At 67.6% G+C, this 22,705-nt stretch carries 20 protein-coding genes; 13 read left to right on the top strand and 7 right to left on the bottom strand.

Annotation, left to right across the window (positions count from 1 at the left end; genetic code table 11):
- The 11 genes from ACF08D_RS18905 to ACF08D_RS18955 all read left to right on the top strand — a co-directional run bounded on the left by ACF08D_RS18905 (position 1) and on the right by ACF08D_RS18955 (position 16,733).
- Entirely contained in the window at positions 1–6,276 is a 6,276-nt protein-coding gene (locus tag ACF08D_RS18905; protein ID WP_392223845.1) for a transglycosylase SLT domain-containing protein, read from the top strand.
- 65 nt (positions 6,277–6,341) lie between these two features.
- Positions 6,342–10,346 (top strand): hypothetical protein, encoded by a 4,005-nt coding sequence (locus tag ACF08D_RS18910; protein WP_392223846.1) that lies wholly within the window; start codon positions 6,342–6,344, stop codon positions 10,344–10,346.
- Positions 10,347–10,352: 6 nt separating this feature from the next.
- Positions 10,353–11,471, top strand: coding sequence for a DUF5047 domain-containing protein (locus ACF08D_RS18915; RefSeq protein ID WP_392223847.1), 1,119 nt, complete (start codon positions 10,353–10,355; stop codon positions 11,469–11,471).
- On the top strand, positions 11,468–12,298 hold the full coding sequence (locus ACF08D_RS18920; protein WP_392223848.1) for a hypothetical protein: 831 nt from the start codon (positions 11,468–11,470) through the stop codon (positions 12,296–12,298). The genes ACF08D_RS18915 and ACF08D_RS18920 overlap by 4 nt, the downstream gene beginning before the upstream one ends.
- Positions 12,299–12,307: 9 nt before the next feature.
- Complete coding sequence (locus ACF08D_RS18925) at positions 12,308–12,763, top strand: hypothetical protein (protein ID WP_392223849.1); 456 nt, start codon at positions 12,308–12,310, stop codon at positions 12,761–12,763.
- Positions 12,764–12,768: 5 nt separating this feature from the next.
- Positions 12,769–13,104, top strand: coding sequence for a hypothetical protein (locus tag ACF08D_RS18930; protein WP_392223850.1), 336 nt, complete (start codon positions 12,769–12,771; stop codon positions 13,102–13,104).
- An 11-nt stretch (positions 13,105–13,115) separates the two neighbouring features.
- On the top strand, positions 13,116–14,468 hold the full coding sequence (locus ACF08D_RS18935; RefSeq protein ID WP_392223851.1) for a transglycosylase family protein: 1,353 nt from the start codon (positions 13,116–13,118) through the stop codon (positions 14,466–14,468).
- 85 nt (positions 14,469–14,553) lie between these two features.
- The gene (locus tag ACF08D_RS18940; protein WP_392223852.1) at positions 14,554–15,105 is read left to right on the top strand and encodes a DivIVA domain-containing protein; all 552 of its coding nucleotides are present in this window, start codon (positions 14,554–14,556) and stop codon (positions 15,103–15,105) included.
- Positions 15,098–15,271 (top strand): hypothetical protein, encoded by a 174-nt coding sequence (locus tag ACF08D_RS18945; RefSeq protein ID WP_392223853.1) that lies wholly within the window; start codon positions 15,098–15,100, stop codon positions 15,269–15,271. The genes ACF08D_RS18940 and ACF08D_RS18945 overlap by 8 nt, the downstream gene beginning before the upstream one ends.
- Positions 15,261–16,538 (top strand): CHAP domain-containing protein, encoded by a 1,278-nt coding sequence (locus ACF08D_RS18950; RefSeq protein ID WP_392223854.1) that lies wholly within the window; start codon positions 15,261–15,263, stop codon positions 16,536–16,538. Before ACF08D_RS18945 ends, ACF08D_RS18950 begins: the two co-directional genes overlap by 11 nt.
- Before the next feature lie 12 nt (positions 16,539–16,550).
- Complete coding sequence (locus ACF08D_RS18955) at positions 16,551–16,733, top strand: hypothetical protein (RefSeq protein WP_392223855.1); 183 nt, start codon at positions 16,551–16,553, stop codon at positions 16,731–16,733.
- Between the two features lie 89 nt (positions 16,734–16,822).
- Here the strand turns inward: ACF08D_RS18955 and ACF08D_RS18960 are convergent, their stop codons facing one another.
- From ACF08D_RS18960 to ACF08D_RS18975, 4 genes are all read right to left on the bottom strand, one after another.
- Positions 16,823–17,284 (bottom strand): NUDIX hydrolase, encoded by a 462-nt coding sequence (locus ACF08D_RS18960; RefSeq protein ID WP_392223856.1) that lies wholly within the window; start codon positions 17,282–17,284, stop codon positions 16,823–16,825.
- A 20-nt stretch (positions 17,285–17,304) separates the two neighbouring features.
- Positions 17,305–18,063, bottom strand: a complete 759-nt coding sequence (locus tag ACF08D_RS18965) for a hypothetical protein (RefSeq protein ID WP_392223857.1) — start codon at positions 18,061–18,063, stop codon at positions 17,305–17,307.
- A gap of 78 nt (positions 18,064–18,141) precedes the next feature.
- Positions 18,142–18,264, bottom strand: coding sequence for a hypothetical protein (locus tag ACF08D_RS18970; protein ID WP_392223858.1), 123 nt, complete (start codon positions 18,262–18,264; stop codon positions 18,142–18,144).
- Positions 18,265–18,586: 322 nt separating this feature from the next.
- Positions 18,587–18,874: a hypothetical protein gene (locus ACF08D_RS18975; protein WP_392223859.1), complete on the bottom strand. Its 288-nt coding sequence runs from the start codon at positions 18,872–18,874 to the stop codon at positions 18,587–18,589.
- Between the two features lie 187 nt (positions 18,875–19,061).
- On the opposite strand from ACF08D_RS18975, the gene ACF08D_RS18980 reads away from it, so the two are divergent.
- A complete protein-coding gene (locus ACF08D_RS18980) occupies positions 19,062–20,321 on the top strand; it encodes an XRE family transcriptional regulator (RefSeq protein WP_392223860.1) in 1,260 nt (419 codons plus the stop codon).
- Positions 20,318–20,845 carry a GNAT family N-acetyltransferase gene (locus tag ACF08D_RS18985; protein ID WP_392223861.1) on the top strand — a complete coding sequence of 176 codons (528 nt, stop codon included), beginning with the start codon at positions 20,318–20,320 and terminating at the stop codon, positions 20,843–20,845. The genes ACF08D_RS18980 and ACF08D_RS18985 overlap by 4 nt, the downstream gene beginning before the upstream one ends.
- 136 nt (positions 20,846–20,981) lie before the next feature.
- On the opposite strand, the gene ACF08D_RS18990 is transcribed toward ACF08D_RS18985, so the two are convergent.
- The 3 genes from ACF08D_RS18990 to ACF08D_RS19000 are packed head-to-tail and all read right to left on the bottom strand — an operon-like array spanning position 20,982 to position 22,409.
- A complete protein-coding gene (locus ACF08D_RS18990; RefSeq protein ID WP_392223862.1) occupies positions 20,982–21,464 on the bottom strand; it encodes a hypothetical protein in 483 nt (160 codons plus the stop codon).
- A 1-nt stretch (position 21,465) separates the two neighbouring features.
- Entirely contained in the window at positions 21,466–22,038 is a 573-nt protein-coding gene (locus tag ACF08D_RS18995; RefSeq protein WP_392223863.1) for a hypothetical protein, read from the bottom strand.
- The gene (locus ACF08D_RS19000) at positions 22,035–22,409 is read right to left on the bottom strand and encodes a helix-turn-helix domain-containing protein (RefSeq protein WP_392223864.1); all 375 of its coding nucleotides are present in this window, start codon (positions 22,407–22,409) and stop codon (positions 22,035–22,037) included. The genes ACF08D_RS18995 and ACF08D_RS19000 overlap by 4 nt, the downstream gene beginning before the upstream one ends.
- Between the last annotated feature and the right edge of the window lie 296 nt (positions 22,410–22,705).

Consider the following 22,705-nt stretch of genomic DNA (forward strand, 5'->3'; position numbering starts at 1 on the left):
GTGGCCGTCATCACGAATATGGGAATCAGCATCTTCAGCCGGTTCAACGGTTCGGGAGTGCGGGAAGCCCAGCGGCAAATTGCCATGCTGCGAAGCCAGGTCGCGGCCATGGACGCACGCATGCAGGCCGCCGCACAGAACATGGGCAACAGCTTCCGCAACGCACGCGGGCCGGTGGACCAGCTGTCGACAGCGATGCGGAGTTTCGACCGCAGCGTCAGCCTGGTCGCCAGGGGATTCACAGGTCTGGCCGGTGCGCTTCGCGTCGCCGTACTTCCCGGGCTCATACCCATAGGCGCCGCAGCGACAGCAGCAGCGGGCGGTCTCACTTCGATGGGCGTAGCGGCAGGCAGCGCCCTGGGCATATTCGGCATGGCAATGGCGGGCGCCATTCAGCGCACGATGGGCTTCAACTCGTCGATCGGCCACCTCTACAAGGAATTGGTCCAGGCGAAGACCGTCCTGAGCCAGATGACCCCCGGCACGAAGCAGTACGAGCAGCAGCTCGCCAAGGTCAACAAGCTTCAGGACCAGTTCAACAACGCCCTCCGGGCCGCCCCTCCCGCGCAGCGTGCATTCCTCACGGCGATGGTGCAGCTCAACGACTCCTACCAGCGGTTCATCACGCTCACGCAGAGCACGACTCTGCCCATCGCCACCAAGGCGGTCGAAGGGCTTGCCGCCGGATTCGCGAAGCTTCCCCCCGTCGTCAGGGCGGTCGCGCCGGCCATCAACGAGATTGCCGAAGGCTTCAAGAAGTGGATGTCGGGCCAGGGGTTCGACCGGTTCATTCAGTACGTCCTGACGTACGGGGTCCCGGCCCTCAACTCTCTCCTGAACGCTGGCCGTTCGGTGCTCACCTTCCTGGGCATCGGCTTCCGCGCCTTCGCCCCGCTGGGCCTGGAGATCGCCCAAGTCCTGGAGAAGGGCGCCGCGGCGCTCGCCAAGTGGGCCCAAGAGGGCGGGTTTCAGCGCTTCCTCGCCTACGTGCGGGAGCACGCACCACAAGTCAGGGAGTTCTTCAGCGCACTCGGACAGCTGCTGGCGAACATCTGGGCAGCCGCCGTCAAGCTGGCCCCCAGCGCTCTGGCCCTGGCGACAGCTCTCGCGCGCATGGCTGCATCTCTTCCGCCGGGCGTGCTCATGGCGCTGGTCGCGGGCTTCGTCGCCCTGAAGGGCGCCTGGTCCGGGCTTCTGATCCCGCTCGGTCTTCTGCGCCTCGGCCTGGGCGGCGGTGGCGGCCTGTTCGGTGTCATCGGCCGGCTGCTGCCCCTGATCCTCCGCCTGGGCGGAATCATCGGCGCGGCCGTTTCTCTCATCATCCTTGCCTGGCAGCACTCCGAGTTCTTCCGGAACAAGGTGGCCGAGCTTGGCCAGGCCCTCAAGCTGCTGTGGGAGCAGCACCTACAGCCCCTGATCCAGAAGTTCGGCGAACTGAACGCGAAGCTTCAGCCGCTCTGGTCGCTGATCGGTCAGATAGCGGGCGTCATTCTCGGCGTCTTCGTCCAGGCCCTCATCATCGGGGTTCAGCTCGTCGCGGGCTTCGCTGATGCTCTTGGCTGGGTCGTCGACAAGGTTGTCTGGCTGGCGAACAACCTCGGCCCGATCTGGACCACGGTCTGGAACGGAATCAAGCTCGTTGCAGATACCGTCTGGGGCGCACTCCAGATCGCGTGGAATGCGGTTGTCAACGCGTTCGTGACCGCCTGGAATACCGTCTCCCCCCTCCTCTCCACCGCCTGGAATACGGTATGGGGGCTGATACAGAACGTCGCCCAGACCATATGGTCGGGAATGCAACTGGCTTGGACCACTTTCGTCGGCGTTCTCCAGACGATTTGGTCGACGGTGTCCGTGGCGCTTTCGACTTCCTGGAGCGCCGTATGGAACGTCATCAGGACCACGGCGGAAGCTGTTTGGAATGCGCTCCGCATCGCCTGGAACGCTTTCATCATGGCGCTCCAGACGATATGGAGCACCGTTTCGGCCGCTCTGTCCACCGCATGGAATGCCGTATGGACGGGCATCCGGACAGTCGCTGAAGCCGTATGGTCCGCCCTGCGAGCCGGCTGGCAGGCTTTCGTTTCGGTCCTTCAGACGATGTGGTCCGCAGTATCGGGCGCCCTGCAAGCGGCGTGGTCGACGGTATGGAACGGAATCCGCACTGTCGCAGAGGCGGTCTGGAACGCTCTACGAGCTGCCTGGAATGCTTTTCTCACGACCGTCCGGTCCATCTGGGACGCGATCAGCGCGGCGCTCAGCGGGAACTGGAGCGCCGTTTGGAACGCGATCAGGACCGCGGGTGAAGCCATATGGAATGCCATCCGGGCTGCCTGGCAGGCGTTCCTGACGGCTGTTCAGACCATCTGGACTACCGCTAGCGCCGTCCTCCGGACAGCGTGGGACGCATTCTGGAACGCCGTCCGCACCGCAGCCCAGGCCATATGGACTGCCATGCAAACGGCCTGGAACGCCTTCCTCACGGCCGTCCGGACAATCTGGACCACGGTAAGCACCGCCCTACAGGCCGCATGGACCGCTTTCTGGAATGCGGTGCGAACGGCGGCTCAGGCCATCTGGACCGCCATGCAGGCCGCCTGGAGCGCGTTCCTCACCGCGGTCCGGACGATCTGGAACACCATCAGCAGCGCCCTGGCCACCGTCTGGACCAACTTCTGGAACGCGATCAGCACGGCTGCTCGCAACATCTGGCGCGCCCTCCAGGACGCCTGGGACAACTTCCTCGGCACGATCCGACGCCTCTGGGACACCTTCAGCGGCGCCATCCGTACCGCCTGGCAGAACACCTGGACCACCCTGCAAAACATCGCCCGGACGGTCTGGAACGCGATCGGCGGAATCATCGAGCGCGCCATCAACGGCGTGATCAGCATCATCAACGGCCTGATCAGGGGCTTCAACAAGATCACCAACTTCCTGGAGATCAACGTCTCGGTCGGCGAGATCGGCAACGTCAACTTCCCGTCGTTCGCTACGGGCGGCGTCGTCGAGTGGCAGCACTTCGCCAAGGGCGGCCTGCCCGGGGGCGTCAAGCCCATGAAGCGGCCGTGCCCCGAGATCGGCTTCGCGCACGGCGGCCCGGTGAACCTTCGCCGCGGCGGTGCCCTGCGGGGCTACGCGCCCGGCAAGGACACCGTGCCGGCGATCCTCTCCCGGGGCGAAGGCGTGCTCACCCCCGAGGCCGTACGCGGCCTGGGCGGGCCCGGCTTCGTCAACTCCGCCAACCGGCAGTTCGCCGGACACCGCGGTGCCGGCCGTGGTGCTGCCAGCTTCGACCAGTTCGGGTGGCAGCGCTTCGCCGTCGGTGGCATGACGGCGGCGGCACTCGCTCGCGCGGGTGTCCCGCTCAGCATGGTCACCCAGGGCGAGTTCTCGCACGGCTCCCTTTCCGCCGGTACTCACGCTGGCGGTGGTGCAGTCGACCTCGCCACCACGTCCCCGGCCGTCCTGGCGAGGCTCCACGCGGCGGGCTTCGCGGCCTGGATCCGTGGGCCAGAGCACGGCATGTCTCCGCACATCCACGCGGTACTCATGAACCACCCCCAGCTCTCCGGTCCCGCCCGGGCTCAGGTCGCCAGCTTCAGGTCCGGCGGCTCTGGTCTCGGCGTCGGTGGCGGTGGTGGCGGTGGCGGCATCGACATCATGGGGATGATCGCGCCGCACGTCGGCAAGATCCTTCTCAACGTCTATCGCGGCCTGGACGCTCTGTCCGGGATCGGTGGGGCCGTCGCCTCGTTCTTCAGCGGAGGCAGCGGGGGCGGTGGCGACACCGGCCCCGCTGCCGGCCGCACCAACGACGGTGGCGTGGTCGGTCCGGGTGGCGTTATCACGGGAGGCGACTCCTCAACGAACCCGGACCTTGAGGCCCCCCGGTCCAAAGGACCCTTGAATGCCGCGCTGAGCACTCTCGGCTTCGCTAGCAATTTCGTGGGTCCGGGTCTCGCGAAGTCCACCGCGCAGGCAGCCGCCAGGGTTGCCACCGGGGCGGCGGGCAGGGAAGTCGTCGGCGGCGCCGCCGGCGCGATGCTCAAGATGCTCGCGCAGTTCGTTCTGCCTGCGCTCACCAAGGAGCACATCGCTACCGGTCTCTCGGATGCCAAGAAGTCGATCTCTGACTTCGGCGGCGGCGGTGGGTTCAGCAAGATAGCGGCTGGCTTCGGCCAGAAGCTCATCGGAGACGTACTGCCCGACTTCCTCATGAAGAAGGCGGCGGCGGCAACGCCTCCCGTAATCGCCATGGGCGGCGGCGGTGGGGGGAACGTCCAGCAGTGGGCGGGCCTCGCCGCACAGGCGCTTGCGCGCGCGGGACTTGCGGCTTCGCAGCTCCCCCGCTTCCTCGCCCTGATGCAGGCCGAGTCCGGCGGAAACCCGATGGCGATCAACACCTGGGACTCCAACGCGGCCAAGGGGCAGGCCAGTCGGGGCCTCATGCAGGTAATACCGTCGACCTTCGCGGCCCACCGCGATCCGTTCCTTCCCAACAACATCCTCGACCCGCTGGCGAACATGACCGCGGCTGCCCGGTACATCAAGTCGCGATACGGCGGCAGCGTGCCGGGAAGCCCGTACGCCAACGGCACGCCGGGCGCCCTGCCCGGCCCCCACCTGGTCGGCGAGCGCGGCCCCGAGCTGGTCAACTTCCGGGGTGGGGAGACCGTCGAGCCGGCAAAGAAGACGGCCGCGATCATCAGCTCCATGACCGCGGCACCGACCCTGCCGGCGATGCCCCCGCTGCCCGGGGACCTCGGCGGCCTGAAGGAGGAGGGCTTCCTCGGGGTCACCCAGGCGGCCCAGCAGATGGCGGAAGTCGTCCAGAGCGTCTGGGAGCACGTTGTGCAGCTCGGGCAGGCCGGACAGGAGTCGATCAAGGCTCAGGCCGGCCTGGTGGCCCAGTCCACCGGACTGGACATCCCGGCCGCCTACGTCACCATGCGTGACACCGCGAACAGCGCCTGGCTGGACATGAACCTCCAGTCCGCCTTGCAGTGGGGCCTCATGCGGGACACGACGTTCGCCGAGGCCGAGCTGCACCAGGGCACCACCATGCCCCTGATGACCACGGCGATGCAGACGAAGTCGAACGCCGCCTGGCTGGACATGAATCTCCAGTCGGCGTTGCAGTGGGCTCTGATGCGGGACACCACCTTCACAGAGGCCGAGCTGCACCAGGGCACCACCATGCCCCTGATGGCGACGACGATGCAGACCGCGTCGGACACCGCCTGGACCACCATGCAGACGACATCGACAGAGCAGTGGACCACGATTCGGGACGGCAACGTCATGCCGTTCGAGGAACACATGCAGACGACGATGCCGACCGCGGCCCAGGCGATGAACGAGGCGGTGTCGGCGGCGTTCACCTCGATGGTCGCCACCATCGTGGAACAGCTCGACGCCGCTATCGCCAAGATCGAAGAGTTCATCGCGGCGACCGAGGCTGCCATCGCGGCGGCCGAGGCCCTGGCGGCGGCCCAGGCCGCTGCCGCGGCCAGCGGTGGTGGCGGCGGGGCGCTGGGTGCGGCCAACGGCAGCGCTGCTGCCGCACTGGCTGCGGCCGGCGTTTCGTCGGGCATGATCGTTCAGGGTCCGTACAGCACCAGCGTCGGGGCCAGTGCGGGAACGCACGCGGGTGGCGGTGTCTACGACATCGCTTCCACCGACCCCGGCCTGCTGGCCAAGCTCCACGCCAACGGCTTCGCCGCCTGGATCCGCTCGGGCCCGGGATGGCAGGGCAACGAGCACATCCACGCGGTGTACTCGGGCGCCAGCGACCTGTCCCCACAGGCGCGCTGGCAGCTGGAGGACTTCAAGCGCGGCGGCTCCGGCCTGGGCATCCCCGGCAACCTCTACACGGGAACGCCGGGCGCCCACCGTGGCTGGAGCTGGGTCGGCGAGCACGGCCCGGAGCTGATGTGGTTCCGGGGCGGCGAGCGCGTCATGCCCAACCACGACGTGCGCCGCCGCATGTCGGGCGTCGATTCGATGCTCGGCATGCTGCGCAACGCCGGCGGCCTGGAGGCGTTCGTCTCCAAGGTGTGCCGGCGCGCAGTCGAGACCGGGGCACTGGAGCGCCAGCCGACGGTCCTGGTCGGCCGGGGTGGCGTGAAGGTTGCCGCTCGCGCGGGCGATGGCGACATCACGATCAACGTCACCTTCAACGGGCCCACCGACACCGCAGCCGTCAAGAAGTTCCAGGACGAGGTCATCCCCGAGCTTCGCGGGATGCTCCAGCAGCGGGTCGGCACCAGGTAACGGGAGGGGTCCCCTCGGGGGCCCCTCCTCGCACAGCACAACAACTCAAAAGGGAGACATGGGCGATGACGCAGTCCTTCCTGATCCTCCCTGACGGGGACGTGGAGAACGACGGCTGGACCTTCTTCGGGGCGAGCGTCACGAAGATCTGGGAGGCCGTCGGCTACCTCGCCGACGACTGCGGCATCATCTGCCCCTCGTACCGTGGAGGGGCAGGCGTCTCCTTCCCCATCGATGTGACCGACCTCCCCGACGGCGCGATCATCGACAGCATCACGGTGTTCATCCGCATGAAGACGAACGCGGGCTCCGGCCCGCGTTCCGTCACCGTCAACGTCCTCTCGTCGCAGAACACATCCCGCTACACCACGCGCACGCTGCGCGCGACGAGCGCGTTCACCACCTTCGAGGTAGGCACCTACACCCGGGACCCGCTGGGCTTCCCGTGGGACATCCACCGGTTGAACAAGCTCCGGCTCCGCGTCTTCTGCCTGAACAACCTGTTCGACGCCATCCGGATCACCCAGCTCTACTGCCAGGTCAACTTCCACACCCGGCCGACGGCCACCGTGACCTCACCGTCCGGCACGATCATGACCCCCTCCCCAACGATCGCCTGGACGTACCGGCAGGGCGAGGGTGAGCCGCAGCTCAAGGCCGACTACCGGATCTTCACTGCGGCCCAGGTGGCGTCGTCCACCTTCAGCCCCGACACGGCCCCGCCGGTCTACGCGACGACCGTGAAGGGTGAGGCCAACAGCTACGTCCTGCCGACCTCCCTCAACCCGGACAGCTACTTCACGTACGTCCGCGTGTACAGCCAGTTCGGCGCCAAGAGCACCTGGGCCAACCGCGCCTTCACGATCCAGGGCCCCGCCCCCGGCGTGCCCGGAGACGACAACGCCGGGATCGCCGGCACCCCCGGCGTGGGCGTCCCCTCGGTCGTCCCGGACTCCTTCACCTCCTCGGCCCAGCTCAAGATGCGGGACAGCAGCAACCTGCTGTCCGTCCAGCAGGCCGACTTCGAGATAGCCACCGACCCGGTCGAGTTCGTCGGCACCAACTGCATCCCGGACCGGAGCACCGCCCACGCCTTCGGCAACGGTGAGGCGTCCATGGTGATGGCCGCCTCGTCCGCCACCGACATGACCGCCACCAGCACGGCCGTGGAAGTCGAGCCGAGCGCTCCGGTGACCGTCCGGGCCCAGCTCAAGGCCGGCACCGCAGCCCGCACCGTGAACCTCGTGGTCAAGGAGTACGACGAGAACTGGACGCTGCTGGCCACCACGACCGTCGACTCGGACACCGACGCGACGTCCACCTGGACCGAACTCGTTGGCAACCACATCACCCACGCATCGGCGAAGTGGGCCGAAGTGGCGATCACCGTCGTCGGCTGCGGGTCGGTGGGTGAGGCCCACTACGCCGACCACCTCGGCCTGATGTACGGCACCAACACGGCCTGGTCCGACGGTGGCCACCAGTCCCGCAACCTGCTGACGAGCTTCCTGGCGACGGGCGACGACCCGGCGCCCAGCTCGGACGCGTGGGTGCAGGCGAACGCGGCCACCACCACCCAGCGCGTCACTGCTACCGGTACCGGCAAGCACGGGCTCAAGACGAACCAGATGACGTACACCGGTGTCTCCGGAAGCCTGGCGTTCCGCGCGACCAGCTCGGTGTTCACCACGCCCACCACGGGCACCAACTACACCCTCAACAAACCGACCGGCCTCGCGGACAACGACCTCATGCTGGCCTTCGTCACCTCCACCAGCCACGGGACGATCACGCCCCCGACCGGCTGGGACGTCGTGAACACCGCCAGCGTCGATGACGGCTCCACGGACATCGCGCTGTGGATCCTGAAGCGGACCGGCCTGGCCGCCGACCCCGCCACCTGGACCGACGGCAGCCTGAGCGCGTCGTCGAGCCGGCGCACCGCCGTCGTGGTCGCCTACTCGGGCGCGGCTCACGCGGATGAGCAGTTCCTCGCGGAGAACGTGAAGACCGACTCGTCCGGCGCGCTCACCCACCAGACGCAGGTCGTCAACAACACCGACCCCAACGCCTGGCGGGTCGCGGCCTTCGCCGCCAGCGACGACGTCTCCGGCGGCACCTTCACCGCGAACATCGCCCCGCCGAGCAACCCGTCCTCCATCGCGTTCGTCGGGGCGGCGGCTCCGTGGTCGAGTCAGGCGTTCGGCAACAGCACCTTCCGGATCAACAAACCGGCCGGTGTTCAGTCCGGTGATCTGATGGTGGCCACGTTCTCGTGCGTAGGCACGGTCAACACCGTCACCGCCCCTTCGGGCTGGACGCTCGTGCGGAAGACCACCAAGACGGGGTCGAGCCTGATCCTGACCTTTGCGGTGTTCAAGCGCACCGCCGGCTCCTCCGAGCCCAGCTCGTGGACCGGCTCGCTCAGCGCCAACGCCACGCCGATGATGACCCAGGCCAGTGCTTACCGGAACTGCCTGGACGCCAGCCAGCAGTTCCTGGCCGAGGGCGAGAACGCGGCCATCAACGGCTCCAGCATCGCCACGGCCACGGTGAGCAACACCAACTCGAACAACTGGCGCATCACCGCGTTCGCGGCCTCCCGGGAGCTGTCGTTCAACGGCACCCCGAGCTGGACTTCGACGGAGACCGCCGAGCGTTCGGACGGCACCCAGCGCCTGGACGACAACTACGCCGTCAACCTGGCGATGTACGACTCGAACTCCAAGATCAGCACCGGCAACCACTCCCGGTCCGGCACGTTCCAGGTCTTGTCGTACTCGGCCGCCATCTCCTGGATCGGCATCATCAAGGCCGTCTCCTCGCCGCCGGCCCCCGGCCCGAACGAGACGGAGCGAGTCGACAACGCCAACGGCAGCTCCAACCCCTGGCTCAGTACCGCGGTCTACGACTCCAACGGCAGCGCCGCGACCGGAACCCAGTCGGTGTACGGCACCATGGCGCCCGGCTCGGGCAGCGCGGCGAACTCGATGGCGTCATGGATCGGCATCATCAAGCCGGCGAACCCCGTGGTGGCCGGCACCGTCGCGGCCTACACCAACCGGATGATCGACATCTCGGACATTGAGCCCGAGGTACTGGAGCTGGCGCAGAGCAAGGTCTCCGTGACCGCGCACTTCCTCGGTTCCTCGACCGGCACCCCGGTTCTGACCCTGGAGTTCTTCCGGGCCAACCAGAAGATCAGCGAAGTCTCGACGGTCGGCAACACCTTCGATTCCTCGGTCTGGACAAAGAGCTGGGCGGTGATGAACCTCCCGGCCGGCACTACAAGGATCCGGCCGCGGCTGTCCGCCATCGGGCGCGCGGTCAACGACACGGTCCAGTTCGACCGTGTCGGCGTCATGCTGGGCGCCCCGGCCGACGAGGAGGAGCCGATCTGGAGGAACGGGACCGCCCGGCCGGAGCACCCGATCTGGTCGACCCCGCTCATCGAGTACCAGGACGACTCCGGCACCGGCTACCCCGCCGAGTGGCAGGTGCTCCCGGCTCAGCGGGCGACCGGGGCCCGGTTCGACCCGTCTACCGGATCGCTGTCCTACACCGATCACACCATCGTGCCGCTGCACAGCCGGCGATACCGGGTGCAGACCCTGTCGTACGGAATGCGCGGCGACAGGTTCGCCTCCGGCTTCGGCCCGCCGAGCGACGAGGCGACGTTCACCGACCTCGGCTGGTGGCTGAAGAACGTGCACGACCTGTCGATGAACCTTCAGCTGAAGAAGGTCAAGACCGAAGCCATCGGCATCTCCACCACCAATACGGCGGCGCACTTCCAGCCCCTCGGCGAGAAGTACCCGCTGGTGATCACCGAGGGCTACAAGGCCGACATGTTCACCATCTCGGTCTACGTCAAGCGTGAGGACTACGCGGCACTGAAGCGGCTCCTCGAAAGCCGACGGACGCTGTTGCTCCAGTCCGACGTCGACCACTCATGGTGGGTGCGCCCAGTCGGTGACCTTGAGTCGTCGATGCTGCCGACAGGGCAGCGCTGGTCCGACCCCATCCGGGAAGTGAAGCTCTCCTTCGTGGAGGTTGCGCCAGAGGAGTAACTGAATATGGCACGGCAGACGGACCGCTTCTACGAAACGATCCGGCGCTCACACGACTACTTCTCGTACGTAGACGTGATCAGCCCGGATCTGGAAACCATCCGTCTGCCGGCCGTATCGGGAAGCGTCGACATCGACCGGACGGCAGCTGTCCGCCGCAAGCTCACGTGCAGCTCCGTCGACCCGCTCGGCGTCCTCACCCCTCGCGAGGACGGCGAAGTCCTCACGCCGCGTGGCACCGAACTCCGGGCCTACCGCGGCGTGCGCTACCCCGACGGCACCGAGGAGGTCTGCCCCCTCGGCGTGTTCCGGTTGTCCAAGGCGTCCATCAGCGACACCACTGGCGGCTCCCCCACCATCGACCTGGAGTGCTTCGACAGGTCGCGGACGATCGCCCGGGACAAGTTCACCGTCCCCTACACGATCGCCTCGGGAACCAACGTCCTCACGGCGATCAAGCACATCGTTCAGCGGACCTTCCCTGCCGCCCAGTACGACGCGATCACCTCCACGCTGACGACGACGGCGCCACTGCTCTTCGACGCGGGCAACGACCCGTGGGAGGCAGTCACGCAGCTCGCCACCAGCATGGGGTGCGAGATCTACTTCGACGTCGAAGGCCGCCTGGTCATCGCGCCGCCCGAGGACATCAACGCCCTGCCCGCCCCCGACTTCACGTACATCGAGGGTGACGGCTGCACCATGATCGACCTGTCCCGGGTCTACTCGGACGAGCCCGGACACAACGGCGTCATCGTCACCGGGGAATCACCCGGCGACGAGAAGCCCCCCGTGCGCGGCGAGGCATGGGACATGAACCCGACCTCCCCGACGTACCGGTTCGGGCCGTACGGGGAAGTACCGATGTTCCACTCGGACAACCTCGTCAAGACCAACGAGGAGGCCCAGGCCGTCGCACAGGGCATCCTGGCGGCTGTCCTGGGCGCCTCCAGCCAGCTGTCCATCACCGCGACGGTGAACCCGTCCTACGAGGCCGGAGACGTCGTCGAGGTGCGCCGCGACCGCTCGGGCGTCGCCGGCCTCTACAGCGTGGACGCGTTCAACGTCCCCCTCCGGGACGGGACGCAGAGCCTCACCCTGCGGCAGAGGGGGGCGGCCCCGTGACCACGCCCACCCCCGAAGAGGCTGCCGCGGCAGTCCAGCAGGCGCGGCAGGCCGCTACGCAGCACTGGGCGGTCCGCGACCTGGCCATAGAGATCGGCAAGCAGGCCCGGCTCGGCTTCGACCCGATGACCAAGCGCAAGGGCATCATCACCGCCGTCTCTGCCGCCACCACGCCGCCCACCATCAGCGTCCAGATCTCGGGCGACACCACGGTCACCATCGACGGTGTCCGCTTCGAGGACACCTACAGCCCCCGGGTCGGCACCACCGTCCTGCTGGAGAAGCAGGGCGCCGACCTTCTCGCCGTCGGGCATGTCGCCGACCTGGCGGGCGCCGCGGCCGGCGGTTGGACGACCGCCTCCCTCACCTCCGGCTGGGCCCACAACGGCAACAACATGGGCGACGTCCAGTACCGCCGGGTGATGGACCACGGCTCGTGGAAGATGCAGTGGCGCGGCGGCGTCGATGTTGGATCGGGCACCGCGGTCCTGAGCACCGCGCTGGCCACCGACTTCCGCCCCTCCTCGGTGCGCCCCATCCTGGCCGCCCGTGACGCTACCGGCGCTGTCGCGGTGCGGCTCGACTTCACCACCAGCGGCACGGTCACCGTCGTCGGCGGCACCACCGGACCCAACAGCGGCGGCAGCGGATTCACCAGCCTCGTCGACCTCTCCAACTCGACCGGCGACGGATACGGCAACGGAGACCTCAACCCGCACACCCACCCGATCGCCTTCGCCGACCACGACCACTCGATTCCGAGCCACAGCCACTCGGTGACAGCACCGTCGTGGATCTCCTTCAACGGCATCGAATACTTCCTCTGAGGAGACCGCATGACAGTGCTGAAGGGATTGGGCCACCGAAGGGGCTTTCTCCTCACGATCGGCATCATTCAGCTGATGCTGGGCTGGTCCACCATCGTGGCGCCGACCGAAGCAGTGCAGATGTACGTCCTGGCCGGCCATATAGACACCTTCTGGTGCGGCCTCGTTCAGCTCATCCTCGGCGGCATAGCGACCTTCACCGCCTTCTGGCCACCCGGATTCGACAAGTACGGATTCATGGCCGCGGTCCCCGCCCCGATCTTCTGGGGCGTCGACTCGCTACTTTCCATGGCCTTCCAGAACATGCCCTGGGAGGTCGGAGTGCGCGGAGCGACGATCTGGATCGGCTACGCCGTACTCGTGCTGCTGGGCTCCGGGATGGTCGGCGTCGGAAGAGGTGAACCGCCGCTCAACAGGCCCGCAGGCAACACCGCGAAGAGTCAGCAGCCGCCGGAGGAGGAGTAGTTCTCGTGGCCCTTCAAGATGCACTGGTCACGGCCCTCGGCGGTGGTGGTGTTACCGGAGTTCTCGCCTATCTGGGCATTCGCTACACCGCTCGCAAGTCGAGCGAGGTTCAGAGGGCGGCCATCGAGGTCGACCAACGCAAGGTCGACCGTGAGCAGTTCGAAGAGTTCAAGGAGTCGTACCGCGAAGAGATGACCCGGCTGACGACCACGGTCGAGAAGCAACAGGGCATCATCCGGTCGGCCATTCGCCATATCCGCACTCTGCGGTTTGAGCTAGCACGTCACAGCATTCCCCCGCCCCCGCTTCCCGAGGAACTGGAGACGGTCGACTTCTTCTGAAAGGTAAGGCAATGAGCAACGGTAAGCACCGGAAGCCCAAGAAGAACGACAACCCGCGACGCATAGCTTTGGGTGCTTCGCTCATTCTCGGTACCGCGGCGATACCCGCCACGTTCGCCGGCAGCGCCCAGGCGGCCACCGCTGGCGAATGGGCCGTGACCGCCCAGTGCGAGTCGTCCGGCAACTGGGCGATCAACACCGGCAACGGCTACTACGGCGGCGTCCAGTTCTCGGCATCGACGTGGAAGGCGTACGGCGGCCACGAGTTTGCGTCCAACGCTCACCTGGCCACCAAGGAACAGCAGATCACCGTCGCCGAGCGCGTGCTGTGGAAGGGCTACGGCAACCTCCGCCCGCAGGGCAAGGGCGCCTGGCCGGTCTGCGGCAAGGGCCTGTCCAACACCCCGTACGCCGCCGCGCCCGTGACGCCTCCGGCGCCGACGCCCGTGCCCCCGAAGGACACCCCGCCCCCGGCCGGGGACGACAAGCCTGACTCCGGCCACGGCGACCGGTTCGTCTCGTACACCGTGAAGGCCGGCGACACCCTCTACAAGATCGCCAAGGCGCACGGGGTGACGAACGCCGGGAACGCGGAGCGGGGCTGGGAGGTCGTCTACTACTACAACACCGACAAGATCCGGCATGCCGACCGCATCGAGGTCGGCTGGGTGCTGCGCATACCGGTAACAGGTACGGCCACTCCCCCGGCGGCCAAGACCCACACCGTCGCCAGGGGCGAAACCCTCTCCTCGATCGCCGCCAAGTACAACGTCAAGGGCGGGTGGGCCGCCCTGTACTCGACCAACAAGACGGTCGTCGGCCCCAACCCGAACATGATCCAGCCCGGCATGGTCCTGGCGCTCCCGGACAGCGCCGGCCCTACCCCTGCCCCTGCACCCAAGCCGGCCGATCCCGCACCGCAGAAGCCGGCGCCCGCCCCGGCCCCGGCCCCGGCGTCGTTCGTCGCGCCCGTGAAGGGGCATGTCTCCCAGGGCTTCGGCAACCCGCGCTCCAGCTACACGCTCGGCTACCACACCGGTACCGACTTCACCGCCCCCCAGGGCACACCGCTGTACGCGATCACCAACGGCGTCGTCGTCGCTTCCGACACCTCGTCGTCGTACGGCATCAACGTGCAGATCAAGCTGGCCGACGGCAAGCACCTGATGTACGCCCACATGTCCGGCAAGACCGTGAGCGTCGGCCAGACGGTCAAGCCGGGCCAGGTCATCGGCTACGTCGGCAGCACCGGCAACAGCACCGGCCCCCACCTTCACCTGGAGCTGCGCCTTCAGCCCAGGTTCGCGGCCGGCAACTTCCTCGACCCGGTCACCTGGCTCCGCAGCAACGGGGTCTCCCTGTAACACCACCCGGCAGTCCGCTGCCGGTCGACGGCCCTCCGGTTACGTGCCGGAGGGCCGTCGCTCTTCACCCGCGAAGGAGCGCCGCATGCTCACACCCGCAGACATCGAGACCAAGCAGTTCACCACCACCCGGATCCGGGAGGGCTACGACCAGGACGAGGTCGACGAGTACCTGGACCGGATCAGCGACGACATGTCCGACCTCAACGAGACCGTCGCCCGGCTGGAGAAGGAGCTGCGCGCCGCCCGTGCGCCGGTACCCCACGACTCCGGGGCACCGACCATGGCGACCGTCGAGAAGCTTCTCGTCGTCGCCCAGCGGACGGCCGACCAGACGGTGGCCGAGGCCCATGCCGAAGCCGGCACCGTCCGCGCCGAGGCCCGGATCGACGCTGACCGCATCATCACGGACGCCACCCAGAACGCGGAGCGCCTGATCGCGAAGGCGGAGTCCGAGGCCGACGGCATCGTCTCCGCCGCGCACACCGAGCGCGAGCGGAAGATCCACGACCTGGAACGCCGCGAGTCGGAGCTGTCCGCGTCCGTGCAGGCGCTCCAGGAACGAGAGACCTACTACCGCCAGTGGCTGCGCGGCGCCCTGGCCGCGTTCGAGCGGGAGATGAAGGCCGATGCCTGACGACCAGGAGATCCAGACCCTCAACCTCGGCGGCATGCCCGAGGAGGGCCGAGGCCGCACCGAGGACGACGAGGAAGCCCTGCTGGCCGAGATGTTCGGCGAGCCCGACGAGGACGGCGTCTACGGCAAGCCCGCCTGGCTGGAGGTGACCGACGATGAGTCGTGAAGCCATGATCGCCAAGATGGAGTCCCTTCTCGGGACCGCCGGCCGCCCCAACGTCGCCACCCGCTGGTACGCCGCACGCAACGGCAGCCAGTTCCTCAACGCCGCCTGGTGCAACATGGCGATCACCTGGGCGGCGGCGCAGAGCGGCAACCACAAGGCCGTCTGCTTCGGAACCGACTACGCCTGGACCGTCGCCCACGCCCAGCGCTTCCAGCGCGAAGGCCGCTGGCGCACCGACGTCGCGGGCATAGCCCGGGGCGACATCGTGTTCTTCGACTGGGCGTACACCAACAACGTCGCCGCCATCGACCACATCGGGATCGTCACCCAGGTCGTCGGGTCCAAGGTGTACACCATCGAGGGCAACACCGCTAACCGGTGCGCCCGCCGCGTCCGGGACGCCTCTACGATCGTCGGCTACGGCCGACCCGCCTACGCGGCCGTGCCCGCGCCGGCCCCCGCACCTGCGGCGCCGGCCCCGAAGCCGCAGGCATCGCCGGCCCAGCCCGCCTCCTTCACCCCACCCTTCCCGGCCGGGCTGCGGCCCGACAGCTCCAGGCCCTCCGCCCGGACGCTCCAGGTGGCGCTGAAGAAGGCCGGGTACATGGCGGCCAGTGTGCCGTTCGCCGACAACTACGGCCCCCGGACCCAGGCCGCGGTCGCCGCCTTCCACAAGGCCAACCCCCAGTTCGCCGAGCGGCCCAACGACCCCGCCATCGGCCCGATGGGGTGGGCGGAGCTGCACCGCGAGGCGTACGCCAAGAGCGGCGCCACACAGCCGGCACCGCCGCCGGCACCCGCGCCGAAGCCGCCCGCCGCAGCCCCCGGCGAGCCCGCCCACGACTACCGGCGCACCACCTACGGCGGCCGTACCGTCAACCAGCGCACGAAGGTGATGCTGGAGCAGGCGGCGGAACGATTCGGCGGCACCTTCCGGCTGTCCCAGGGCAGCTACAGCACCGGCGTCGCCGCCAGCGCCGGCACCCACGACGGCGGCGGCGTCGTCGACATCGCCAGCTCCAGCAACACCCTGCTGAAGGCGCTGCGCCAGGTCGGCTTCGCCGCCTGGGTCCGCAGCCCGGCCGAGGGGTTCAGCTGGCACATCCACGCCTGCGCCATCGGGGACCGCGAGATGGCCCCCGGCGCCAGGAGCCAGGTCAGCGCCTACTTCAACGGGCGCAACGGCCTGCGCGGCAACGGACCGGACTCAGCTCCGGCCTCCGTCGGCCGCCCGATGCCCGCCTGGGCGTCGAAGTACCGACCGTAAGGAGAACACCTCATGCTCTATCGGCTTTCGTCCATGGCGAAGGCGATCGTTGCTGCTGCCGCTGCCGCGGCCGGCACGCTCGCCGTCGCCACATCCGACGGCGCCCTCGACACGGGCGACGTCGTCACTGTCGTTCTCTCCGTCCTCGGTGCCCTGGGCGTGACCTACGCCGTCCCCAACAAGGACGCCGGCTGACCTAGGTGGTGATCCCGGTCTCGCGCCGGGTAGCGCCCGGCAATCTGTGCCCCCTCCCTGCTTCGGCGGGGAGGGGGCCTTTTTGCGTTTCAGGGGATGACGAAGCCGCGCCTGGGGCCGAGGTGCCGTGCCGCAAGGAAGAGCGCCAGCGGTCCACCCTGTAGCAGGAATCGCCCGCCCTCGGCTGCCTTGATCGCGTCTTCCATCGGCCACCACATCAGCTTGAAGCCCTCTTCCGTGTCGGTGAGCTGCTGAGGGCCGAGAGTGAGACCCTGGGCCAGGAACAGGGAGACACGGGCCGGGCTGTTGAGGGTGATGGCGTACGTGCCGAGCGCATCCCACTCCCCGGCGGTGATGCCGGCTTCCTCAAGCAGTTCCCTCCGCGCGCAGTCGACCGGACTCTCGCCCGGCTCCTGACGCCCGCCCGGAAGGAACACGTGCTCGCCCCCGTGATCGGGAAAGTCTGCGCTCAGGATGGCGATCAGCCCTGCCGAATCGCGGGCGACGACGACGGAGGCGTGGGCATCGGGACCGTGGTGCGTTGTGGTCATGGCGGTAAGGTACTGACCTTTTAGGTATCGGTCTGGACGAAGCCGCGCCTGGGGCCGAGGCTGCGGCCCAGCTCCGCCATCCTGACGACGTCGGGGCGGGGATGATTCCACCGGTTCTGCGGGATCTGCACCGGCTGTGCCGGGCAGGCTTCGAGGAAGTCGCTGAACTGATCGTCGCACCAGCTCGGCACCCAGGCGCCGGACCGGCACAGGTAGACCGCGTCGAAGACGATCTCCGGCGCCGAGCCGTCGTCGATGGTCATGCCGACCGGGATCAGCGGTGATTCCGCCGGCCGTTCCATGGACTCGCGCCAGGGCGGGAAGTGGACGGCCAGCTTGGACCCGTTCCAGTAGTGGGCCAGCATCCAGTTCTCGGCACCGATACGGCCTGCGGCCTTCCATTGGTCGAACGACTTGTGGTTGTTGCGGTAGCCGCAGTCGTGGTGGGCGTCGTACAGGTGCACGTAGTTCCACGGCCCCTCGCCCCCGAGGTTCGAGGGGAAGAGGTGCCCTGCCCAGGCGTTGGAGTCGGCGTAGTACACCTTGGCGCGCGGCGAGATCCGGAACCGGTCCCAGAAGCCCTCGTATCCGGTGCACCGCGGCAGCGGCATGCCCACGGCCTGGAACTTCCGGACCCGGCGGAGCCAGATCAGTTCGACGTGCACGGCGTCGTCGGCCACCGGCCACGCGTACAGGTCGCTGTGCTCGACCGGCGGGCCGCCTGCCATCGGGGTGGGGAAGAAGAAGTCCCAGTCGACCACGAGGAGGTTCATGGGCATGAGCGGAGCCTAACGGGAAGGGCGAGGCCCCCGGCGGTAGGACCGGGGACCTCGCGAAAAGGGATCGTGCTTGAGTGATCAGTGACCCGGCGAGCCGGAACCACCCTTGCCGTCGCCGGACTCGATGTCGGTGTTGTCCGGCTGGTCGTCCTCGCCACCCATCGGGGTAGCCTGGCGCTTGAGTGCTTCCTTGAGAGTCATGGCGAGACCCTTCTCTTGGAGTGCAGCGCAGGGGATTCCTTGCGCTGTCGTGCACTTGCGGACCCACCCGGCCGTACCGTCCCCAAGACATGGACGGCCGGGTGGGCGTTCAGCACCACCCCGTGCGGAGGTTGCGGTCGGGGGACCGCATGGGGCGCGGCGGAGGCCCTAACGTCCCCGCACGAGGTGGTGGTCGTCCCCGAGGTCCGGCGGACTGATGGTCCTCAGTCACAGGCCGCGTCTTGATGGACAGGGCTGTGCCGGGCCTCGGGAGCTGGACCCGCGCCGGGGGAGCTTGTGACGAGCAGCCCCGGCGCGGGAGTCATGACCGGTAGCTCTGGTGGTTCGGGAGAACGACACAGGAGCGGGCCGTGTAGGTGACCGCGCGGTAGGCCAGGATCGGTTCGTCGATCGTGTGCGGCGGGTGGCCCTCGAACCGCAGCACCTTCATCCCGGCGCGCGCCGCCTGCATGTCCACGATCGGGTAGTAGAGCCCGTCGAACTCGATCAGGTCGCCGAGCTGAAGGTCGCCCGGGGTGCGCATCGCGCCGGCGGTTCCGAGGGGGCCGCGCGGGATGTTTCGAACTGCCGTGTTCTCGCTCCTGTCCATGCGGGCTCACTTCCCCTTCGTTGTGGCCAACCAAGGCCCTTAGCGGCGTTGGTGCTTAGTCAACGCCCCCGCCGGCTCCGGGGACAGGAAATGTGTGCCTGCACGTGGCTGCACCAGGAGGGAAAACTTTACAACCCCATTACTTTGCGTCTGGCGCTCCCTACGCCTCTCCAACTACTTTCAGCGCATGGGAGCGAACGCGGAGTTGCGGAAGCGCATGAGCGAACTCGGTCTTAAGCGCGAAGAGTTAGCCGGTCAGATGAATGACGAGCTACTGCGCCTCACCGGAAGGCCGGGAAGCTTCACAGCTCGAAGCATCCACAACCTGCTTTCGGGCAAGACCCAGCGCCCCGCCACGAAGACGTGCGTCGCGCTGGAGGCGGTGTTCGGCTGTGCCGTTTCGGACCTAGGGTTTAGACCACCTAGCACTGCCGCAGCCCCTCGGGAGGCATCCGTGCACCGCCGCCGCTTCGTCACGGCCGCCGGGGCAGCCGTCGCCGCTGCCACCATGGCCCCCGCCACCAGCCCACACCGAATCGGTACCCGCGACGTCGAACGACTCCAGCACCGGTTCGCAGAGATCATCGCCAGCGACCACCGCCACGGCGGCCAGCTCGGCATCGAGCAGAGAGCCGCCTCCCTCGCCGCCGAGGCACTTCAGGTGCAGCGCACTGGCGGCGCCAGTCAGCGGGTCCGCAACCAGCTGTACGGCTGCGCCGCCGCCTTCCGCTCCTCCGCCATGTGGGCGGCCATCGACGGCCGTCGATTCGACCGCGCCCTGGCGCACATGCGCGAAGCCCAGCAGCTGGCCGAGATGTCGGGCGACCCGTACATCAAGTTCCGCATCTGGTCACACGCCGGCACCCTCTACCGTCACATGGGGCGCAGCTCGGACGCCGCAGCGGCCAACGAAGTCGCGCGGAGCCTCTCCCTGACACGCCGCGACCCCATGTTCGCCTCCCTCGGCCTCGCCCGCCAGGCGGCCATCTACGGAATCGCCCGAGACGCTACCGCTGCCCGCCGGGCATTCGATCAAGCGCAGGAAGCGATGCGGCGGGCCGACCCCCACGAGTACCGCCCCGCGTGGATGAACGCCTTCTACGACCAGGCCGAGCTGGACAGCCTGGCCCTGTCCGCCTACCTGACGCTCGGCGACTGCGAACGAGCCGAAGCACATGGTCACCGCTGCCTCGCAGGGCTCCGACCGCACATGCACCGATCGCGCGCCATCGCGACTGCGCGCCTGGCGCGAGCCCAGCTGGCACAGGGTGATGTGGAGCCGGCTCTCGCCACCGCCATGGCCGTGCCAGCGGACTCGGCAACGCAGCACCCCCGCGTGGTTGCCCTGCTGCACCGGTTCGGAGCCGAGCTGACCTCGACCGCACCCGGCACCCAGGCCGCGAGCACCTGGTCCGAGTACCAGAACGACATCGGAGGAAGGTCATGACGATAGAGGTGCGACACCTCACCCGGCTCGATCGGCCGGAGCGCCAGACGCTACTGGACGTGTACGCCGACGTGCGCGCCGAGCTGATCCACCTGCCGAACTACGCCGTGTCCGCGTTCGCCGAAAGGCTTGACCGGCACGCCTCGGAGCCCGGCTTCGAGATCACCCTCGGCTATGACGGCGAAGAGCCGGTCGGCTACGCCTACGTCAACACGGTCGAACACGACGACCGTTGGTGGAAGCGCATCGAACCGCTCCCGGGTCCGGACTACACGGGTCAGCCGGCCCTGGCGCTGAAGGAGATCGGCGTACGGAAACCCTGGCGCGGCACCGGAGCGGCAAAGCGCCTGCACGACGCGCTCCTCGCCCGGCGCACCGAGCAGTACGTCACGCTCATGGTCAATCCGCAGGCGGGCGACGGAAAGGTCCACCGGCTCTACCAGACCTGGGGGTACCGGGACCTGGGCGACAGCCGTCCGTCGCCAGCATCTCCGGTCCTTCGCGCCATGATCCGCAATCGTTGATCCATGGCCATGACGTGGAAATGCGGGTAACGTAAGAGGTCAGATGCGCCCCGGGGCGGCCCGCAGTACACGGACCGGGGCACACGGAAGCCCCCTCTCACCTACCTGGAGAGGGGGCTTTTTCTGTGCCGCCGCGTCACACCATTGGTGGCACCTCTGCGCCCCACCCCTTCCTTGCGAGTCGGTAGAGCCCGTACATGATGGCGAGGATGATGTCGACGGCGGCCCAGATCAGGATGATGAAGCCGGCGCCGACAGTGGCGCCGAGACCGGTGCCGGCCTGCTCCGACTCACAGAGTTCCAGGGCCTGGCCGGTGAGCCCGGCGCACTCGGGGTAGCTCTGTGCGACGGAGGTCAGTCCGACGATCAACCAGATGATGAAGATCACCTGTATCGCGAGGAAGAACCACAGGAAGATGTGGCGGCGCTTTCGAGGCGCCCCAGGGACCTGGCCCCGTTCGCTTGACCTCACCTGCTCTTGGGCGGCTGCGAACTCGCGCGGCGGCATCGCTGGCGGCTGGGCCGTCGACTGCGTGTCCCATCCGCTCCCCGGCTGTGCAGCTATCCGGGGGTCCCATCCGGCCGTTGGCGGTGCATGCTTGCGTGCGTGCTTGGTCATGTCATTCTCGCAGGGTGTTTCGGGGTGAGATGGTGGCGATGACCTGGCAGTCCCCGTCCGGGGCGCCGAACTCCAGGCACACCACCGAGATCTTCGCGTCGAACACGTCGCCAGCCTGGCTGACCATGGCGGTGTTGACCGTCGCGCCCGGTTCGATGCATCGGGAGCCACCAGCCGGTGGCCGCAGGAGCGCTTGCAGGTCTTCACCCGTCAGGCGCTCGTTGTCCCAGCCGATCACGTCGGCGTGGTCGACTGATTCAATTCTTCCCCGTTTGTCCAGGCCGACGATGCACGTGTCAACGAAGGCGTTTGCTGAAATGGCGACCAGCGAACGGACCGTGGCATGAAGAGCCACTATGAGAGTGTTGGTGATCCTCACCCGGATCAGGGCGAGCGTGGCGGCTATCGCCAATCCGATTGTGCAAACCGTGATGAGGCCGTACTGACTGGGCAGGATCTCTGCCGCTCGCAGCACGACCACTATGGCGGTACTCCACCAGCCAAGGTGGGCCAAGCCGAGGGCTACCGGATAACGGTATTCCTCTGACAAGAGCCGCGTCAGGAGACCCCTCATCTTTCAACCTCCATGCCTAGCGTTTTCAAGACTGCCACTCGCTCTTCGTCTGTCAACCCTCGCATTTTCATGACCTGCTCTCTCACAAGAGCATCCCGCGCTTTATCTTCAGGTAGAGGGAGACGTTCCAGTCCGACGTCTTGGGCACGCATCAAACCGGCTGTCACTGCCAGGCGAATCGGATTCACTTTCAGGAAGTTGGCAAGTCGCATGCACGAGTCGATCGACGGCGCGCCCTGACCGTTGCGCCACCTGCTGACCGCCGATTCGGCCACACCCACAGCCTTGGCAACCTCGCCGCCGCTGATCTTCTCGTTTCTCAAGGTCCGCTCCAGCCATTCACTGAAGTAGTCATGATCACGCTTGCGCACTAGGTCCACTTCCTTGCGACGTTTGTAGGGATGTACGTCGGCCTAGTTGGGGTCGCCGCCGGCTTCGGGTCATGCGGGGCCCTGCACAAGGGCGGGATCTTTGGTTAGCACCTCTGGCTAACCACGCTGCGCTTGCCCGTGCACAGGGTCAAGAGTTCTGAGCTGGCAAGAATTTGCCTCGCCTCAACTACCTTTAAGACAACCCCACTTGTCTTCAAAAAATCACTGGCGTACTTGCTTGCGAAGATGACTGTCTCAGCAAGTGGCCCTCTGGATGCAGTAACCCTCTGCGACCG

Origin of the sequence: Streptomyces sp. NPDC015131 (assembly GCF_043079975.1) — a bacterium.
Classification (GTDB): domain Bacteria; phylum Actinomycetota; class Actinomycetes; order Streptomycetales; family Streptomycetaceae; genus Streptomyces.

Excerpts from the sequence above, each read along its gene's own strand:
- ACF08D_RS18910 (WP_392223846.1), top strand. The coding sequence starts at position 6,342 with ATGACGCAGTCCTTCCTGATCCTCCCTGACGGGGACGTGGAGAACGAC.
- ACF08D_RS18915 (WP_392223847.1), top strand. The coding sequence starts at position 10,353 with ATGGCACGGCAGACGGACCGCTTCTACGAAACGATCCGGCGCTCACAC.
- ACF08D_RS18925 (WP_392223849.1), top strand. The coding sequence starts at position 12,308 with ATGACAGTGCTGAAGGGATTGGGCCACCGAAGGGGCTTTCTCCTCACG.
- ACF08D_RS18935 (WP_392223851.1), top strand. The coding sequence starts at position 13,116 with ATGAGCAACGGTAAGCACCGGAAGCCCAAGAAGAACGACAACCCGCGA.
- ACF08D_RS18940 (WP_392223852.1), top strand. The coding sequence starts at position 14,554 with ATGCTCACACCCGCAGACATCGAGACCAAGCAGTTCACCACCACCCGG.
- ACF08D_RS18945 (WP_392223853.1), top strand. The coding sequence starts at position 15,098 with ATGCCTGACGACCAGGAGATCCAGACCCTCAACCTCGGCGGCATGCCC.
- ACF08D_RS18950 (WP_392223854.1), top strand. The coding sequence starts at position 15,261 with ATGAGTCGTGAAGCCATGATCGCCAAGATGGAGTCCCTTCTCGGGACC.
- ACF08D_RS18955 (WP_392223855.1), top strand. The coding sequence starts at position 16,551 with ATGCTCTATCGGCTTTCGTCCATGGCGAAGGCGATCGTTGCTGCTGCC.
- ACF08D_RS18960 (WP_392223856.1), bottom strand. The coding sequence starts at position 17,284 with ATGACCACAACGCACCACGGTCCCGATGCCCACGCCTCCGTCGTCGTC.
- ACF08D_RS18965 (WP_392223857.1), bottom strand. The coding sequence starts at position 18,063 with ATGCCCATGAACCTCCTCGTGGTCGACTGGGACTTCTTCTTCCCCACC.
- ACF08D_RS18970 (WP_392223858.1), bottom strand. The coding sequence starts at position 18,264 with ATGACTCTCAAGGAAGCACTCAAGCGCCAGGCTACCCCGATGGGTGGC.
- ACF08D_RS18975 (WP_392223859.1), bottom strand. The coding sequence starts at position 18,874 with ATGGACAGGAGCGAGAACACGGCAGTTCGAAACATCCCGCGCGGCCCC.
- ACF08D_RS18980 (WP_392223860.1), top strand. The coding sequence starts at position 19,062 with ATGGGAGCGAACGCGGAGTTGCGGAAGCGCATGAGCGAACTCGGTCTT.
- ACF08D_RS18985 (WP_392223861.1), top strand. The coding sequence starts at position 20,318 with ATGACGATAGAGGTGCGACACCTCACCCGGCTCGATCGGCCGGAGCGC.
- ACF08D_RS18990 (WP_392223862.1), bottom strand. The coding sequence starts at position 21,464 with ATGACCAAGCACGCACGCAAGCATGCACCGCCAACGGCCGGATGGGAC.
- ACF08D_RS18995 (WP_392223863.1), bottom strand. The coding sequence starts at position 22,038 with ATGAGGGGTCTCCTGACGCGGCTCTTGTCAGAGGAATACCGTTATCCG.